18 protein-coding genes are annotated in these 16,463 nt (G+C 66.0%); 6 read left to right on the forward strand and 12 right to left on the reverse strand.

What is annotated here, in order from left to right; all coding sequences use genetic code 11:
• Nucleotides 1-12: 12 nt before the first annotated feature.
• Nucleotides 13-474: an N-acetyltransferase family protein gene (locus ACPEE1_RS21700; protein WP_423934858.1), complete on the forward strand. Its 462-nt coding sequence runs from the start codon at nucleotides 13-15 to the stop codon at nucleotides 472-474.
• Here the strand turns inward: ACPEE1_RS21700 and ACPEE1_RS21705 are convergent.
• On the reverse strand, nucleotides 471-1,628 hold the full coding sequence (locus ACPEE1_RS21705; protein WP_423934859.1) for a PQQ-dependent sugar dehydrogenase: 1,158 nt from the start codon (nucleotides 1,626-1,628) through the stop codon (nucleotides 471-473). The genes ACPEE1_RS21700 and ACPEE1_RS21705 overlap by 4 nt on opposite strands.
• A 42-nt stretch (nucleotides 1,629-1,670) precedes the next feature.
• On the opposite strand from ACPEE1_RS21705, the gene ACPEE1_RS21710 reads away from it, so the two are divergent.
• Entirely contained in the window at nucleotides 1,671-2,870 is a 1,200-nt protein-coding gene (locus ACPEE1_RS21710; protein ID WP_423934860.1) for an NAD(P)/FAD-dependent oxidoreductase, read from the forward strand.
• A 230-nt stretch (nucleotides 2,871-3,100) separates the two neighbouring features.
• Nucleotides 3,101-4,042, forward strand: coding sequence for an EamA family transporter (locus tag ACPEE1_RS21715; RefSeq protein WP_116926092.1), 942 nt, complete (start codon nucleotides 3,101-3,103; stop codon nucleotides 4,040-4,042).
• Between the two features lie 22 nt (nucleotides 4,043-4,064).
• Here the strand turns inward: ACPEE1_RS21715 and ACPEE1_RS21720 are convergent, their stop codons facing one another.
• Together ACPEE1_RS21720 and pyrF are read right to left on the reverse strand one after the other, a co-directional pair.
• A complete protein-coding gene (locus ACPEE1_RS21720; protein WP_409935125.1) occupies nucleotides 4,065-5,060 on the reverse strand; it encodes a Bug family tripartite tricarboxylate transporter substrate binding protein in 996 nt (331 codons plus the stop codon).
• Between the two features lie 152 nt (nucleotides 5,061-5,212).
• Nucleotides 5,213-6,034: an orotidine-5'-phosphate decarboxylase gene (pyrF, locus tag ACPEE1_RS21725; RefSeq protein ID WP_116926090.1), complete on the reverse strand. Its 822-nt coding sequence runs from the start codon at nucleotides 6,032-6,034 to the stop codon at nucleotides 5,213-5,215.
• Between the two features lie 84 nt (nucleotides 6,035-6,118).
• Between pyrF and ACPEE1_RS21730 the strand changes: the two genes are divergently transcribed.
• Nucleotides 6,119-7,003: a DMT family transporter gene (locus tag ACPEE1_RS21730; RefSeq protein ID WP_116926089.1), complete on the forward strand. Its 885-nt coding sequence runs from the start codon at nucleotides 6,119-6,121 to the stop codon at nucleotides 7,001-7,003.
• A gap of 30 nt (nucleotides 7,004-7,033) precedes the next feature.
• On the opposite strand, the gene ACPEE1_RS21735 is transcribed toward ACPEE1_RS21730, so the two are convergent.
• The 9 genes from ACPEE1_RS21735 to def all read right to left on the reverse strand — a co-directional run bounded on the left by ACPEE1_RS21735 (nucleotide 7,034) and on the right by def (nucleotide 13,860).
• A complete protein-coding gene (locus tag ACPEE1_RS21735) occupies nucleotides 7,034-7,552 on the reverse strand; it encodes a DUF2165 family protein (protein ID WP_423934861.1) in 519 nt (172 codons plus the stop codon).
• 353 nt (nucleotides 7,553-7,905) lie between these two features.
• Nucleotides 7,906-8,484 (reverse strand): FlgO family outer membrane protein, encoded by a 579-nt coding sequence (locus ACPEE1_RS21740; RefSeq protein WP_243419331.1) that lies wholly within the window; start codon nucleotides 8,482-8,484, stop codon nucleotides 7,906-7,908.
• Entirely contained in the window at nucleotides 8,481-9,119 is a 639-nt protein-coding gene (locus ACPEE1_RS21745) for a hypothetical protein (protein WP_133248143.1), read from the reverse strand. The genes ACPEE1_RS21740 and ACPEE1_RS21745 overlap by 4 nt, the downstream gene beginning before the upstream one ends.
• Before the next feature lie 173 nt (nucleotides 9,120-9,292).
• Nucleotides 9,293-10,486, reverse strand: a complete 1,194-nt coding sequence (locus ACPEE1_RS21750) for a phosphoglycerate kinase (RefSeq protein ID WP_260718698.1) — start codon at nucleotides 10,484-10,486, stop codon at nucleotides 9,293-9,295.
• 129 nt (nucleotides 10,487-10,615) lie between these two features.
• On the reverse strand, nucleotides 10,616-10,960 hold the full coding sequence (locus ACPEE1_RS21755) for an AzlD domain-containing protein (RefSeq protein WP_021026998.1): 345 nt from the start codon (nucleotides 10,958-10,960) through the stop codon (nucleotides 10,616-10,618).
• Complete coding sequence (locus ACPEE1_RS21760) at nucleotides 10,957-11,781, reverse strand: AzlC family ABC transporter permease (protein ID WP_021026997.1); 825 nt, start codon at nucleotides 11,779-11,781, stop codon at nucleotides 10,957-10,959. The genes ACPEE1_RS21755 and ACPEE1_RS21760 overlap by 4 nt, the downstream gene beginning before the upstream one ends.
• Nucleotides 11,778-12,761: a methionyl-tRNA formyltransferase gene (gene fmt, locus ACPEE1_RS21765; protein WP_423934862.1), complete on the reverse strand. Its 984-nt coding sequence runs from the start codon at nucleotides 12,759-12,761 to the stop codon at nucleotides 11,778-11,780. The genes ACPEE1_RS21760 and fmt overlap by 4 nt, the downstream gene beginning before the upstream one ends.
• A 51-nt stretch (nucleotides 12,762-12,812) precedes the next feature.
• Nucleotides 12,813-13,283: a hypothetical protein gene (locus ACPEE1_RS21770; protein WP_260718696.1), complete on the reverse strand. Its 471-nt coding sequence runs from the start codon at nucleotides 13,281-13,283 to the stop codon at nucleotides 12,813-12,815.
• A 55-nt stretch (nucleotides 13,284-13,338) separates the two neighbouring features.
• Nucleotides 13,339-13,860, reverse strand: coding sequence for a peptide deformylase (gene def, locus ACPEE1_RS21775; RefSeq protein WP_116926081.1), 522 nt, complete (start codon nucleotides 13,858-13,860; stop codon nucleotides 13,339-13,341).
• 171 nt (nucleotides 13,861-14,031) lie between these two features.
• Here def and ACPEE1_RS21780 point away from each other — a divergent pair, with 171 nt between their 5' ends.
• Both ACPEE1_RS21780 and dprA read left to right on the forward strand, forming a co-directional pair.
• Nucleotides 14,032-15,255: a LysM peptidoglycan-binding domain-containing protein gene (locus ACPEE1_RS21780; protein ID WP_423934863.1), complete on the forward strand. Its 1,224-nt coding sequence runs from the start codon at nucleotides 14,032-14,034 to the stop codon at nucleotides 15,253-15,255.
• A gap of 30 nt (nucleotides 15,256-15,285) precedes the next feature.
• Nucleotides 15,286-16,461 (forward strand): DNA-processing protein DprA, encoded by a 1,176-nt coding sequence (gene dprA / locus ACPEE1_RS21785; RefSeq protein ID WP_260718694.1) that lies wholly within the window; start codon nucleotides 15,286-15,288, stop codon nucleotides 16,459-16,461.
• Nucleotides 16,462-16,463: the final 2 nt, after the last annotated feature.

Raw genomic sequence — 16,463 nt, forward strand, 5'->3', positions numbered from 1 at the left:
CCCACTGCGCCTATGCCAGCAAACCTGATTTTCCGCACCGCAACCCTGGCCGACCTGCCCGCGATCATCGCGCTGCTCGCCGATGATGCGCTGGGCCGTGAGCGCGAGGTGCTGGCCGACCCGCCCGATGCGCGCTATATCGCGGCCTTTGACGCGATCTGCGCCGATGCCAACCAGCGCCTGGTGGTGGCCGAGCTGGACGGGCAGGTGGTGGGCACCCTGCAGCTGTCCTTTGTGCCCGGCCTGTCACACACGGGGGCCTGGCGCGGCCAGATCGAATCGGTGCGCATTGCAGCGCAGCTGCGCGGCGCCGGTGCAGGCCAGCAGATGCTGGAATGGGCGGTGGCGCAGTGCCGGGAGCGGGGCTGCACGGTGGTGCAGCTGACCACCGACAAAAGCCGGGCCGATGCCCACCGCTTTTACGAAAAGCTGGGCTTTGCGCCCAGTCACCTGGGTTTCAAGCGCAAGCTTTAACTGCCCGAGGGCACCAGGCGAATCAGCTTGCCATCGGGCCCATCGGTGAGCAGGTAGACCAGGCCATCGGCGCCTTGGCGCACGTCACGGATGCGCTCGCCCAGCGATTCATAGAGGCGCTTCTCGCCGGTCACCTTGCCGTCCTTGACCGCCAGCTGGGCAACGCTGCGCGACTTGAGGCCGCCCACCAACAGGCTGCCCTTCCAGGCCGGGCCATAGCGGTCGCTGGTGACAAAGGCCATGCCCGAAGGCGCAATGCTTGGCACCCAGTAGTGCAAGGGCTGCTCCATGCCGGCCTTTTGCGTGCCTTCGCCGATCTTGCCGCCGCCGTATTCCTCGCCATAGGTGATCACCGGCCAGCCATAGTTCTTGCCAGGCTGGGGCCGGTTGATCTCGTCGCCGCCCTGCGGGCCGTGCTCGTGCTGCCACAGGCTGCCATCGGCGGCGACGGCCAGGCCCTGGCTGTTGCGGTGGCCGTAGCTGTAGATCTCCGGCAGCGCATCCTGGCGGCCCGCATAAGGGTTGTCCTTGGGCACGCTGCCATCCTTGGCAATGCGCACCAGCTTGCCGTGGTGGTTGTTCAGGGTCTGCGCATCGTCGCGCTGCGAGTAGCGGTCACCCAGGCTGAGGAACAGGTTGCCATCGGGCGTCTCGGCGATGCGGCAGCCAAAGTGGGCATTGCTCCTGGCCTTGGGGCGCTGGCTGAACAGCAGCTTGACGTCTTCCAGCAGGCGCTCATTGGCCGCAATGCGCGCCGAAGCCAACGCCGTGCTGTTGGTGCCCGCCTGGGGGCCCGCTTCGCTGAAGCAAAAATAGATGCGCCGGTTGCTGGCGAACTGGCTGTCGGCCACGACATCGAGCAGGCCGCCCTGGCCGGCATCGACCACCTTGGGCACGCCTTGCAGCTCGGACTGTTTACGCCCATCGGCATCGAGCAGCCAGAGCTTGCCGCCGCGCTCGGTCAGCAAAAAGCGTTTGTCCGGCAAGGGCGCAATGGCCCAGGGGTTGAGGTAGCCGCTGCCCACAACCGTGGGCTTGGGCAGCGCGGGAGCCGCCGTCTGCGCTTGCACAGTGCTGGCGGCGCAGATGGCCAGCAGCCCGCTGGCGCCCAGTGCCCATGAATAAAAACCCTTGCGTGCTTGTTTCTGTCTCATGTTTGCCCTTTGCGAAGTGCCTCTGACCTTACCATGCTGACCATGGAAACCCCCAACAGTTCCCCTTCGGCCTCCCCTAGCGCATCCGCTTCTGCCACCGCCAGCCCGGCAGTCTGGGATTTTGTCGTCATCGGCGCCGGCATGGCCGGCAGCGCCACCGCCTGGCACCTGGCTACCAGCGCCCAGGTGCTGGTGCTGGAGCAGGAATCCCAGCCCGGCTACCACACCACCGGCCGCTCGGCCGCGCTGTTTGAAGAGCACTATGGCCCACCCCAGGTGCAAGCGCTCACCCGAGCCAGCCGCCAGTTTTACGAGCAGCCGCCGGCCGACTTTGCCGAGCATGCGCTGGTCAGCCCCCGCGGCGTGCTGTATGTGGCAACGCCCGCGCAGTTGCCCGCGCTGCAAGCCGCCTACGACGAGGCACGCCAGCATTCGCCCGGCGCGCGCTGGCTGGACAAGGCCGCGCTGAAAGCCTTTTTGCCGGCGCTCAACACCGAGGTGCTGGAAGCCGGCTTTAGCGACGATGGCGCCCGCGATATCGATGTGCATGCGCTGCACCAGGGCTTTTTGAAGGGCATGCGCCGGCGCGGCGGCCAGCTGTGGAACGATGCCCCGGTGCACAGCCTACACTGGGATGCCAGCGCCGGCCACTGGCAGATCACGCTGGCTGATGGCCGCCAGCTGCAGGCCCGCCATGTCGTCAACGCCGCCGGCGCCTGGGCCGATGAGCTGGGCCAGATGGCTGGAGCGGCTGCCATTGGCCTCACGCCCAAGCGCCGCAGCGCCTTCACCTTTGCGATGCCCGCCGGCATGGACGGCCAGCACTGGCCGGCCGTCATCGATATCGGCGAGCAGTGGTACTTCAAGCCCGATGCCGGCCAGCTGCTGGGCTCGCCCGCCAATGCCGATGCCACCCACCCGCATGATGTGCAGCCCGAGATGCTGGACATTGCCGAGGGCATTGACCGCATCATGCAGGCCAGCCATTTCGACATCCGCCGCCCCAGCCACAGCTGGGCAGGCCTGCGCTCCTTTGTCGCCGATGGCGAGATGGTGATTGGCTGGGATGGCCAGGTGCCGCAGTTTCTGTGGGTGGCCGCGCAGGGCGGCTATGGCATCCAGAGCGCCTATGGCTACGGCCTGCTGGCGCGCAACCTGGCCTTGCAGGAGCCTCTGGACCCGGCGCTGGTCAGCCAGGGTGTGCAGCCTGAGGCTCTGTCGCCCACGCGCCATTTGCGCTGAGAGCCACCAACACAACCCTTGATACGTCGTTACCTGGCCGGCCGCACCCTGCCTTGTCACACGTTGTACTGCCTGCGGCAGGGTGCCTCGTCTCAACCGCAAACCTGCGGTTTGCTGGGCCGTGCTAGCGGCGCTGAATAGCGCAGCGCCAGCACGCAGCTGCGCTTGCTGGCACACTGCTGGAAAACCTTGAATAACATCCGGCGCTGCGCACACCAGTGCCTCCAGCCATGTCCGCTTCCAGCTCCCCCGTCCCCTTTCGCCCTACGGACCTCGCCTTGGCGCTGGTCGTGGTGGTGGTCTGGGGCATCAACTTTGTCATCATGAAATGGGGCCTGCAGAGCCTGACCCCGTTCGAGCTGGGCGCCCTGCGCTACCTCTGCGCGGCCTTTCCGCTGGTGCTGTTCATCAAGCCGCCGCGCGTGCACTGGCGCTGGGTGGTGCTGTTTGGCCTGCTGCAGGGCGTGGGCCAGTTTGGCTTCTTGTTCACCGCGCTCAAGGTGGGCATGACGGCGTCGCTCGCCAGCGTGGTGCTGCAGACCCAGGTGTTTCTCACCGCCGTGTGGACCTGGGTGCTGCTGCGCGAGCGCCCCGGCCGCCCACTGGTGGCCGGCATGGGCATTGCCGCGCTCGGCCTGGCCTGCCTGCTGATCAATGAGCTGCGCAGCAATGGCGCTGGTGGCACCACCTTGGCAGGCCTGCTGCTGGTGCTGTGCGCGGCCACATCCTGGGCCTGCTCCAACGTGGTGGTGCGCCTGGCGCAAAAGGAAAACGCCCGCTACGACCCGGTGGGCTTTATCGCCTGGAGCAGCCTGATGCCGATTCTGCCCTTTATCGGGCTGAGCGCCGCACTGGACGAGGGCAGCGTGGGCAAGTGGCTGCAGGCAGAGACCTGGCAGCAGATTCCCGGGCTGGCCTGGATGTCGATCGCCTACCTGGGCTGGGTGGCCACCATCGTCGGCTACGGGCTGTGGACCAAGCTGATCCAGCGCTACTCGGCCAACCGGGTGGCGCCCTTCAGCCTCTGCGTGCCGGTCATTGGCCTGACCACCGGCATGCTGGTGCTGGGCGAGACGGTGACGGCCTGGCAATGGGCTGGCGCGGTGTTTGTCGTGCTGGCGCTGGTGGTCGTGGTCTGGGGCGGCCGCTGGCTGCAGGCGGCGCGGCGGTAAGCTGCGCCGAAGGAGACCGCGCTCAGCGGTCTTCGATCTTCGCGGTCTCGACGATCTGCTGGTACTTGGACACCTGGGCCTTCAAGAAGGCGCCCATGTCCTGGCCGGGCGCAGCCACCACATTGCCACTGGCTTCGAGCTTGGCGCGAAAGCTGGGGGACTGCAGCATGTCATCAATGGCCGCACGCAAGGCCTTTTGCACCTGCGGGGGCAACTTGGCCGGGCCCATCAGCGCAAACCAGCTGTTGATATCGACCCTCGCAAACGCCGAGGTCTCGGCCAAGGCCGGGATATCGGGTGTGACGCTGGAGCGCTTGGCCTCGGTCGTGCCCAGCGCCACCACCTTGCCGGCGCGGATATGCGGCAGGCCCGAGGACAGCACAAACACGCCAAAATCCAGGCTGCCGCCCAGCAGGTCATTGGTCAGCGGTGCCACGCCCTTGTAGGGCACATGGGTCATCGCCACATTGCCGGCCTGCTGCACCATCTCGCCAGCAATGTGCAGCGCCGTGCCCACGCCCGAGCTGCCATAGCTGTACTTGCCGGGGTTCTGGCGCAGCAGGCTGAGGAACTCCTGCGTGTTCTTGACGCCGCTGGACTGCGAGGCAACCAGCACCATGGGCTGGGTCGCCACCAGGCTGATCGGCGTGAAATCCTTGAACACCCGGTACTTGATGGCCTTGTTGATCAGCGGCGCAATCGCCATCTCGTTGTTGGCCGACAGCAGCAGGGTATAGCCATCGGCCGGCGCCCGGGCCACCTTTTGCGCACCGATGGCGCCACCGGCACCGCCCAGGTTCTCGATGACCACCGGCTGCTTGAGCCGCTGCGCCAGTTCGGTGCCGACCATGCGGCCCACCGCATCGGTGCTGCCGCCAGGCGGGTAGGCAATCACCAAGGTGATGGCCTTGGTGGGGTAGTGCGCAGCCGCCTGTGCGCCTGCCGCCATGCTGGCCGCCAGCGCCAGCAGACCCAGGCAGGCCTTTCGGCGCGGGCGAGAAAAAAGCATAGGGAGCATCGGAAGTCCTTGTGGCGGTGGAAAAGGCGTCAGAAGAAAAGCGGCAGGCGCATTGTGTCTTGGCCCAAGAAGCCTCCGCACTATTCCGGAAAAAGAAGCAGGGTCCGTGCCAGCGTGCAGCACGGACCCTGTCGTTCTGGCGCTGGAGCCGCTCAATCGACCGCGTTGAGCAGGTCGCGGGTCTGGATCGCAGCGGCGCGCGCCGCGCTGGCAAAGTCGTCGCCGCTGCTCGCATACAAAATGGCGCGCGAAGAGTTGATGATGATCGGGCCGCCGCCAATGCGGGCCGCCTTGACGGTGGCCACCGCATCACCACCCTGCGCACCGACGCCGGGAATCAGCAGCGGCAGGTGGGGGGCGACGGCGCGCACACGCTCGATCTCTTGCGGGCGGGTGGCACCGACGACCAGGCCGAGCTGGCCATTGGTGTTCCAGGGGCCCTGGGCCAGGCGCGCCACATGCTCGAACATCTGCGGCTGGCCGGGCACATCGGCCAGGGTCTGGGCCTGCAGGTCGTCCCCACCGGGGTTGGAGGTGCGGCACAGCAAGAAGGCGCCCTTGCCCTCGTACTTCAGGTAGGGCGTGATGGAGTCAAAGCCCATGAAGGGCGACAAGGTCACCGCGTCCGCCCCATAGCGCTCAAAGGCTTCCTTGGCGTACTGCTCGGCGGTCGAGCCGATGTCGCCGCGCTTGGCATCGAGAATCACCGGCACCTGGGGAGCCACGCGGCGCATATGGGCCATCAGCTTTTCCAGCTGGTCCTCGGCGCGGTGCGCTGCAAAGTAGGCGATCTGCGGCTTGAAGCTGTTGACCAGGTCATGGGTGGCATCGACGATGGCTGCGCAAAAATCATAGATCTTGCTGGCATCGCCGCGCATCGCGGCGGGAAAACGGCTGGGCTCCGGATCCAGGCCCACGCACAGCATGGAGTTGTTTTGGGTGGCTGCGGCGCGCAGCTGGTCGATAAAAGGCATGGGCGCTATTGTAAAAGCTGGCCGTGCCAGGGCCTTCGCAGAGCTGACTGCGTCGCACGGGGATTGCAGGCACAATCGCGCCCCATGCCTACCCTGTCGCGACAACAACTGGTGATCCTGTGCCTGCTGACCCTGGTCTGGGGGCTGAACTGGCCGGTGATGAAGACGGGGGTGCAGCACTTCCCGCCACTGAGCTTTCGCGCGCTGTCGATGCTGATCGGCCTGCCGCTGCTGGCGTTGGGCCTGCTGGTGCTCAAGGTGCCCTTCCGGCTGGAGCGGCGCTACTGGGGGCCGCTCGTGGTGCTGGGCTTTTTCAACATGGTGATGTGGCACACGCTGATCATTGTGGCGATTCCGCTGCTGCCCAGCGGCCGGGCGGCGATCCTGGGCTACACCATGCCTATTTTTTCAGCAGCGCTGGGCGCACTGTTCTTCAGTGACCGGCTGCCGCCGCGCGCCTGGCTGGGCGTAGCCGCTGCCGCCGGCGGCGTGTTTCTGCTGCTGTGGAACGAGATGGACAAGCTGGGCGGCAAGCCCACGGGCGTGGCGCTGATGCTGCTGGCAGCGGCCAGCTGGGCGTTGGGCACCCAGCTGCTGCGCCGCACCCACATCCCCGCGCCCACCTTGACCCTGGCCTTCTGGATGACCGTGATGACCACCGGCTGCCTGTGCCTGCTGGCCACGCTGCTGGAGCGCCCGCGCTGGCATGCGCCTGACCCCATCGCCTGGGGCACCATCCTGTTCAATGCGGTGCTGGTGATCGGCTTTGCCCAGGTGGCCTGGTTCTTTCTGGTGCGCACCCTGCCGCCGCTGGCGTCCACTTTGAGTGTGATGCTGATCCCCGTGCTGGGCGTCTTCAGCGGCGCCTGGTGGCTGGGCGAGATCCTGCACTGGCAGGACTGGACGGCGGTGGCCTTGATGGTGCTGGCCATCGCCTCGGTGCTCTGGCCCAGCCGGGCGCGCCGCTGAGCCAGCACAAAGCGATCCTACGTCGCTGAATCAGCGGCCTGCGGACTGCGCAGGCGGGGCCAGGCTGTCGTTGTCCATCGTCAGGTAGACCAGCACCAGCAGCAAGGTGATAAAGAAGCGGAAGGCATCGGGCACGCCATTCCACTCTTTGGACATCCACATGCCAAACCACTCACCGCCCACCGACATAAAGCCCACCTGCCAGGTGAGAAAGCCCAGGGTCAGCCCGGCAATCGCCCATTTTTTGGCAGCGCGAAAACCGGCCGCATCGGCATGGCGGGCGCGCAAGAGCTGGCTGCCGCCAACCCAGCACAGCAGCGCTGTCAGTGTCTCCAGCGCAATGATGCCGGCATAGCCCAGGTGGTGGATCCATTCCGCATCGATGGCGCGGTAGAGGATGCCGTTACCGGGGAAGGTGGTGTCCATCAGGAACACATGGTGCACAAAGGCAAAGTTGGTGGCGTAGTCGGTGATATTGCCAAAAGCCACCAAGGTGGCGAAGAAAGCCATGGCCAGCACCAGGGCGGACTTGGACAGACGAATCATCATTCGAAGCTCCAGACGTGAGAGTGTGAGAGAGGGATAGGAAAGGGCAGACGGATGCCGTGGCGCCGAACAGCAAGGCTCGGCACCTGATCCATCAAAAGTGTGCCAACGCGGAGTTGGCGGGGAGGTGTGCAAAAAGCACGCAGGCGCGCAGATCGGGACTGGAAAACCTGAAGCCGGCCGCGGGTCTGGGAAACACGCAGGCCAACCGGATCGAATGTCGCGCCAGGAGGGAGGCTGGATTCTGCCAGCCCGCTGTGGAGGCTGTCAACGCTGGCCGATCCGGCCATAAAAAAACGCACTGCCCCGAGGAGAGTGCGTTCTTTGTTCCAACCGGGCGGTGGCCCGGTGGTGGATCAGCGAGGCGCGTTCAGCAAACGGGTCACATCGCGGTCATTGGGCAAGGCATAGTCATAGCCCGACAGGATGCGGCTGTCTTCGGTACGCACCAGCTTGAGGCTGACGTAGGTGAAGTTGGCAGCGGGCGAGAAGGTGCCGACCAGCACCATCGAGGCGTTCTGGCTGCGGGCAATGTCGCGCATCTCGCGCGACAGCAGCAGCTCGCCGGTGCCTTCGCGCACATACAGATCGGTGCGCAGCTTGACTTCCTTGACGTGGAAGCCACGGGCGGCCATCTGGTTGGCGTAGATCTCGGACAAGGTGCGGCCCAGTGGCGACGAGGCGCCCATGTTGTTCACATTGACCACGGTGGCCACCAGCACGGGGCCGGTACCGGTCGACTGGGGCGCGACCGAGGCGGTCAGCTTGTTGATCGCATCCTGGCTGTTGGCCAGGAAGACGCTGGCGTCCGCAGCCTGGTAGGTCGGCTCGCTGCGCACCGTGCTCACGGGCTGGGCAGGATCGGTCCAGCTGGCGCAACCGGCCAGCACAGCGGCAGAGGCCACAGCGGCCAGGGTGGTCAGACGCCGCATCATTTGTTCACCACCTTCATGTTGACGGCGCGGTAGGCTTCGGTCTTGGCGAACTGGCCGACGGTGGCATTGTCAACATAGTAGACATTGGACTTGCGCGCGACATACTGGCCCTGGCGCAGCACCGTGGTGGTCAGCAGCACTTCGGAGTATGCCGGGGCGCCTGCGATGGTGGCGGCCTGGTAGTCGGTGCCGATGGTCGGGCTCACGCCAGCGACGACCTGGCCGTTGTCGCCTTCATAGGCCCAGTTGCCCGCTTGCTGCAGGTTGTGGTGCACGACCTTGGCGTCATAGCTCACTTCGAGCTGCTGGCCGGGGGTGGTGTAGACCGATGCGCCATGCTGCACCAGCTTGGTCACGACCAGGTCGTGGAACACGCTGTCAAAGGCGCTGGCGTTCTGCGGCAGGGCCACATACAAAGGCGTCTTGGCGTTCAGACCATTGCGCTCCAGCGTCGCCAGCGTGTCGGCCACCACTTCGCTGGCCATCAGGTCCCAGTGGCCCGCTGCGCGGACCTTCATCTGGGTTGGTTGCGCATAGTTGGCGCCGTATGGAACGGGCGCCTCTACCGCGCAACCCGTCAACGCAAGCACGGCGCTTGCCAGCGCCGCCGCTCCGATGGTCTTTTTCAAAGCCATGTTTCCCTCCTCGGAATTAGATAGCCGACGGGCCAACACCCGCCCAGGCTTGCATCCATTGTTGTAGATGTGGTGCTACCAAGACAAGTGAAACGATCCAAAGTGCGAGCAGAGCCACGCATTTTGTTGTTTTTGCTCACACTTTAGAAACGCCATTTGTCCACTGAATAAGCTCAGCCTGCCGCGCGTTTTTGCAGAATCTCGAAAGCTGGCAAGGTCTTGCCTTCCAATACTTCCAAAAAGGCACCGCCGCCAGTGGAGATATAACCAATCTTGTCCTCGATGCCGTACTTGGCAATGGCGGCCAAGGTATCACCGCCACCGGCAATGCTGAAGGCGGGCGACTGGGCAATGGCCTGGGCCAGGGTTTCGGTGCCATGCGCAAACGCATCGAACTCGAACACGCCCACCGGGCCGTTCCAGACGATGGTGCCGGCCTTCTTGAGCTGCTCGGCCAGGCGGGCGGCCGTCTCGGGGCCGATATCGAGGATCAGGTCGTCATCGGCCACGTCGGTGGCGCGCTTGATGGTCGCCTCTGCGTCGGCCGCAAAGGTCTTGGCCACCACCACATCGGTCGGAATCGGCACATCGGCGCCGCGTGCGGCCATGGCATCGATCACGGCCTTGGCGTCACCCACCAGGTCGGCCTCGGCCAGCGACTTGCCGATGTTCAGGCCTGCCGCCAGCATGAAGGTGTTGGCAATGCCGCCGCCGACGATCAGCTGGTCTACCTTGCTGGACAGCGCCTGCAGGATGGTCAGCTTGGTCGAGACCTTGGAGCCCGCGACGATGGCGACCAGCGGACGCGCCGGCGCGGCCAGTGCCTTGGTGATGGCATCGATCTCGGCCGACAGCAGCGGGCCGGCGCAGGCGATCTTGGCGTACTCGGCAATGCCGTAGGTCGTGCCTTCGGCGCGGTGGGCCGTGCCAAAGGCGTCGTTCACATAGATGTCGCACAGCTGGGCGAGCTTTTGCGCCAGCGCCGGCAGGTTCTTCTTCTCGCCGACATTGCTGCGGCAGTTCTCCAGCATCACGACCTGGCCGGGGGCCACGGTGACACCGTCAACCCAGTCCGCGATCAGCGGCACCTCGCGGCCCAGCAGCTGCGCCAGACGTTGCGCCACCGGGGCGAGCGAGTCCTCGGGCTTGAACGCGCCCTCGGTGGGGCGGCCCAGATGGCTGGTCACCATCACGGCGGCGCCAGCCTTGAGCGCCATCTCGATCGCAGGCACCGACGCACGCACGCGCGTGTCTTCGGTGATCTCGCCGGCATCGTTGAGCGGCACATTCAGATCGGAGCGGATAAAAACGCGTTGGCCTTGCACCTTGCCTTGGGCACACAGGTCGGAGAAACGAAGGATGTTCATGGGAATGGCTACCAAAGAGTCTAGAAACTGGGGCGCGCGCCATGCAAGGGCCTGCGCATGGCCGCCATTGTAGAGGCCTGCCCAGCCCGCCCCAAGCAGCGGGTCGCGCTCGCGTCTCTCCGCCCCGGCTTACCAGCCCAGGCCGATATGCAGCGGCAGGTAGACCGCCATGCCCACCACAATCGTGCCCAGGATGCCGCGCTTTTTGAAGTAATAGATGGTCGCGCAGATCACCGCCGGAATGCGGGCATCGAGCAAGGTGTCGGTCAGCTCGCCCTTGACCATCAACAGCTCGGGGGCAATGACGGCCATCAACGCGGCCAGCGGCGCGTATTTGAGGCCGCGCTTGAGCCAGTCGGGCAAGGGCAGTTCGTTCTTCGGGATCATGAAGAACGCGCGGGTGACCACGGTGATGACGGTCAGGCCCACGATGGCGGTGAGCTGGTAGAGCAGATCCCAGTCGTCCTGGCTCATCGCACATGCTCCTCACGCACGGGCACCGCCGTGGTGCCATCGTCGGGCTGCTCGGGCCCGGGCGATGGCAGCGGCTTGTTCTTCGCCACCACCACGATCTTGGGCTTGCGGCCGCGCTGGTCCACCGCCTCGACCAGGAGGCCGATCGTGACCGCGCAGGCAATCGCCACCAGGATATTGAGCTTGAGCGGAATGCCATAAGCCGCAATCGCCGCCGTGGCGGCCACCAGCGCCGCGACCTTGGTGGCGCGGTCGATCAGCATCGAATAGAGCACGCCCAGCAGCGCCAGCACGCCGGCAAAACCCAGGCCCCATTCCAGCGGCACCACGTTGGCCAGCAAGATGCCGGCAATCGAGAAGCCCTGCCAGGTCACAAAGTTCAGCGACGAGGCGCCCCAGAAGTAGTAGACCTGCTGGGGCTTGGCCACCGGCGCGGTGTAGCGGCGCATGAAGGCCACAAAGATCACATCACCGCTGAAGTAACCAATGCAGAGCCGGTGCCACAGCGGCAGGTGCGCAAAATAGCTGCGCCACATGCTCGACAGAATGACAAAGCGCAGGTTCACGCAGGCGGCGGTGAACCAGACCACCCACATCGGCGAGCCCATCGCCATCAGCGGCAGCACCGCCAGTTGGGCGCTGCCGGCATAGACCACCAGCGACATGAAGATGGCCATGGGGGCGGAGATTCCCGCCTTGACCATGGCCACACCGGTGACCAGCGCCCAGGCGGCAATGCCCACGGCCGTGCCCGACATGTCGACCACGCCGGCACGGAAACTGGGGTGGTCGATGGCGCGGCGCCGGTGGTGCAGGCTCATGGAGCCGCCACGGAGAGCCTGTCGTCACCCAGCACCTGGCCGGGCTGCAGCGCATGGCCGCGCAGAAAATCGGCCGCCTGCAGCCGCTTGCCACCGGGCCGCTGCAGCGCGCTGATGCGCAAGGCACCCTCGCCGCAGGCCACCACAATGCCCTGGCCGTCGGCCGCCAGCACCTGGCCGGGAACGGCACCGGCGGGCGAATGCCGCTCGGGCTGCGCTGCCCAAATCTTGACCACCTCCTCGCCCATGCGGGTCGAGGCGGCCGGGAAGGGATTGAAGGCGCGCACGCGCCGATCGATCTGCACAGCGCTCTGCGCCCAGTCGATGGTGCTTTCGGCCTTCTCGATCTTGTGCGCGTAGGTGATGCCTTCTGCCGGCTGCGGCGCGCGCTGCAAACGGCCCTCGGCGCTCAAGGCCAGCGCCTGCACCAGCATGCGCCCGCCCATCTCGGCCAGCTTGTCGTGCAGGCTGGCGGTGGTGTCATCGGCGGCAATGTCCAGCGCTTCGACCAGGCACATATCACCGGTATCGAGGCCCGCGTCCATCTGCATGATGGTCACGCCGGTCTGGGCATCGCCCGCCTCGATCGCGCGGTGGATGGGGGCGGCGCCGCGCCAGCGCGGCAGCAGGCTGGCGTGGATGTTGAGGCAGCCCTTGGCAGGCAAGTCCAGCACCCATTGCGGCAGGATCAGGCCGTAGGCGGCGACGACCATCACATCGGGCTGGGCCGCCAGCAGCGCCGCGCTTGCGGCAGCCGCTTCTTGCGGGTATTTGCCATCGAGCCGCAGGCTGAGCGGCTGGCTGACGGCAATGCCGTGCGCCAGCGCGCATTGCTTGACCGGGGAGGCCTGCAGCTTCATGCCCCGGCCGGCGGGCCGGTCCGGCTGGGTCAGCACCAGCGGCACTTCGTGACCGGCGGCCAGCAACTGCTCGAGAGCCACACGGGCAAATTCCGGCGTGCCGGCAAAAACTACTTTCATGTCTTTTTTTAGGTAAGAGGCCAGTTGCGATCGGGCCACGCAGACCGGCCGTCAATCGCGCTGGCGGGGCTCGGGCAAAGGCTCATCCATGAACATCAGCTTTTGCACCACACCTTGCGGATCGATGTGCACATGCGCGAATCGCTTGATGCCATTGTCCCAGAATCGGTAGGTCCAGACCTGTCCCTTGAAGCTCCAGACCCGGGTGATTTCCATCGGCGGGCCAAAATCCTGCATCAGCTGCTGCTCGCTGAACTGGCCCAGCGGGATGGCGCCGAAGTTCTCGGCCGTCAGCACCTGGGTAGTGGTCTGCAATTGGCCATCGGCGCCAAAGCGCAGCTGGTAGGCCTCGCGCCCCATCGGCTGGGTGGTGTAGAGCCAGCGCTCCGCTCCGCCCTCGAGCTTTGTGACGGTCGTAGCAGGGCCGAGCTTGCTCAGCACTTCCTGCTGCGGGGTGCCGGGCTTGAACTGGGTGGGGTAGGCGCAGCCCGCCAGGGCGGCGCACAGGATGAGCAGCACCATCGCGCCCCACGCGCTGCCAGGCAGCCAGCTCCGTGAAGATCGCGCCGTGCCCATGTCAGCCCTTGGCGTCGGCCAGCTCGCGCTTTTGCTGCTTGACCAGCTTGGACTTGATGCGGTTGCGCTTGAGGGGCGAGAGGTACTCGACAAACACCTTGCCCAGCAGGTGGTCCATCTCATGCTGGATGCAGATGGCCAGCAGGCCTTCGGCGTCGATCTCGCGGCTGTTGCCATTCTCGTCGAGTGCCCGGATCTTGACCGCCACCGAGCGCTCGACACCGTCGTAAATGCCGGGCACAGACAGGCAGCCTTCGTCACCCACCTGCTTTTCATCGCTGGCCCAAAGGATTTCCGGGTTGATGATGGCCATGGGCTCGTTGCGCTCTTCAGAGACGTCGATCACCACCACGCGCTCGTGCACGTCGATCTGCGTGGCTGCCAGGCCGATACCGCTGGCGTCGTACATGGTGGCCAGCATGTCCTGGACCAAGGTACGGATGCGGTCATCGACCACGGCCACGGGCTTGGCGACCTTGTGCAGACGGGGATCGGGGTAGCAGAGAATCGGGAGGATTGACATAGTTTTCGCTCTTGAATGTCGTTATTTTCGCCACTTTTGCGCTTCAATGCCCAGATGGCTTGCAATAATCATTGATCGATCAAGGGCTTGGCCCGAGAATCAGAGGCAATTACAAACATTGACAGCAGGCCCACTGTGGCCTGCCAGCGACTGAGAGGGAGTCACCCGGCCATGCGAGCATCCACCACGCCCCTGTTCCACCAGCTGCGCAGCAGCGCCGTTGCAGTCGCCTGCATGGCCTGCGCCGGCATGAGTGCCTGGGCCGCCACCCCGGCCGCGCAGTTGCCGGTGACCGCGCAGCAACGCAGCACCGCCCAGCAAGTGGCGGCGCAGGGCATCCCCGAGGCCGACCTGGTCGCCAATGCACCCGAGAGCTACGTGGTCAAGCGGGGCGATACGCTCTGGGATATTTCGCGCATCTACCTGCAGCAGCCCTGGCGCTGGCCGGCGCTGTGGGGCATGAACCTGCAGTCCATCGCCAACCCGCACCTGATCTACCCCGGCCAGACCCTGTACCTGGAGCGCCGCAATGGCATAGCGCGCCTGGTCACCTCGCGCTCGGGTGAGGACGAGGTCATCCGCATCTCGCCGCGCGTGCGCAGCGAGAGCCTCTCGGGCACCGCGCTGCCCGCCGTCAACCAGCGCCTCATCGAGGCTTTCCTGGTCGAGCCCGAAGTGCTGGCCGCTGGCGAGAGCGAAAAAGCCCCGCGCCTGGTCGGTGCCGCGCAAGAGCGCGCCCTGCTGTCGCCCGGCGACCGCGTCTATGGCCGCTCGGCCGACCAGTCGCTGGAAACGGGCCAGGAGCGCCAGTACTACCGTGTGTTCCGCAATGCCGTGCCGATGGTCGACCCTGAAACCAACGCCGTGCTGGGCTACGAAGCCCAGTACCTGGGCAAGGTGCAGGTGATGGCCGGTGAGCGCAAGGAGACGACGCTCGATGCCAAGGGCCATGCCCACACCGATCCGGTGCCCGCATCGCTGGACATCACGTCGGTGAAGGAAGAAATCCGCATCGGCGACAAGCTGCTGCCGATGCCGCGCGCCACCGTCACCAGCTATGTGCCGCATGCGCCCGATGAGCACCTGCAAGGCAGCGTCGTGTCCATCTACGGCAGCAACAGCGTGGCCTATGCATCGCGCAACAACGTGATCGCCATCAACCGGGGCCAGGCCGACGGTGTCGAGCTCGGCCATGTCTTCCGCCTGATGACGCGCGGCGCGCGCATCAAGGACAAGACCGACAGCGACCAGACCGTCATCAAGCTGCCCAACGAGGCCAATGGCCTGGCCATGGTGTTCCGCACGTTCGATAAGGTGTCCTACGCGCTGATTCTGGAAGCCAAGGAAGGCGTGAAGGTAGGCGACTCGCTGATCTCGCCCGACTACCGCCCCTGATACGGGTAACGGGGAAAGTGGCTCTTGCCCATGACCGAACAAGAGCTGCATGACTGGTTGCGCTTGAGCGCCACGCCCGGCCTGGGCAATACCACCATCCGGCGGCTGCTGGCGCGCTTTGGGCTGCCCGCTGACGTGCTGGCCCAGACCAGCGCCGCGTTGGAGAGTTGCATCACGCCCGCGCAAGCCCGGGCGCTGCACCACCCCAGCCCCGAGCTGCAAGCGCTGCAGGCGGCCACCTGGGCCTGGCTGACCAGCGCGCCCACCCCTTTGCAGCGCCATGTGCTGACCCTGGGCGACGCCGATTACCCGGCGTCCTTGCTCGAAACCGCAGACCCGCCAGTGCTGCTCTACATCACCGGCCATGCCCGCTGGTTTGGCGCCCAAGGCCTGGCCTGGCCGCACCGGGCGCTGGCCGTGGTCGGCAGCCGCAATCCCACGCCCCAGGGTGCGCTCCATGCCCGCGCTTTTGCGCAGACCCTCGCGCGCCAGGGCGTGACCGTCGTCTCCGGCCTGGCGCTGGGCATCGATGCCGCCGCCCATGCCGGCGCGCTGGAGGCCGCAACAGATACGCAGCCCGCCACCATCGCCGTGATCGGCACCGGCATCGACCGGGTCTACCCCCGGGCCAACCACCCGCTGGCCGCGCAGATTTCCGAGCAGGGCTGGATCGTCAGCGAATACCACCTGGGCACGCCCCCGCTGGCGCAGAACTTTCCCAAACGCAACCGGCTGATCGCCGGCCTGGCCAGTGGCACCTTGGTGGTCGAGGCGGCGACCGCCTCCGGCTCCCTGGTCACCGCCCGGCTGGCCAGCGAGCAGGGGCGCGAGGTCTTCGCCATCCCCGGCTCCATCCATGCGCCGCAAAGCAAAGGCTGCCATGCGCTGATCCGCCAGGGCGCCAAGCTGGTGGAATCGGTGGAAGATATACTGGAAGAGCTGCCGGCGCTGGGCGGTGCAGCCGCGCGGGCGCCAGCTGCAGAGCCCGCTCCAGCGGCTGCGCCTGGCGCAGCGGCCAGCAACGATCAGCATGAAGACCAGGGTTTGCTGCAGGCGCTGGGCTTTGACCCGGTCGATCTGGACAGTCTGTGCAGCCGCACCGGCATCGATATCGCCAGCCTGCAGATCCAGCTGCTGGAGCTCGAACTCCAAGGCCAGGTGGCGCGCCTGCCCGGCGGCTTGTTCCAGCGCCTGGCGGCAGGCTAGAT

This window comes from Comamonas sp. 23, assembly GCF_049601575.1.
Classification (GTDB): Bacteria; Pseudomonadota; Gammaproteobacteria; order Burkholderiales; family Burkholderiaceae_C; genus Comamonas; species Comamonas squillarum.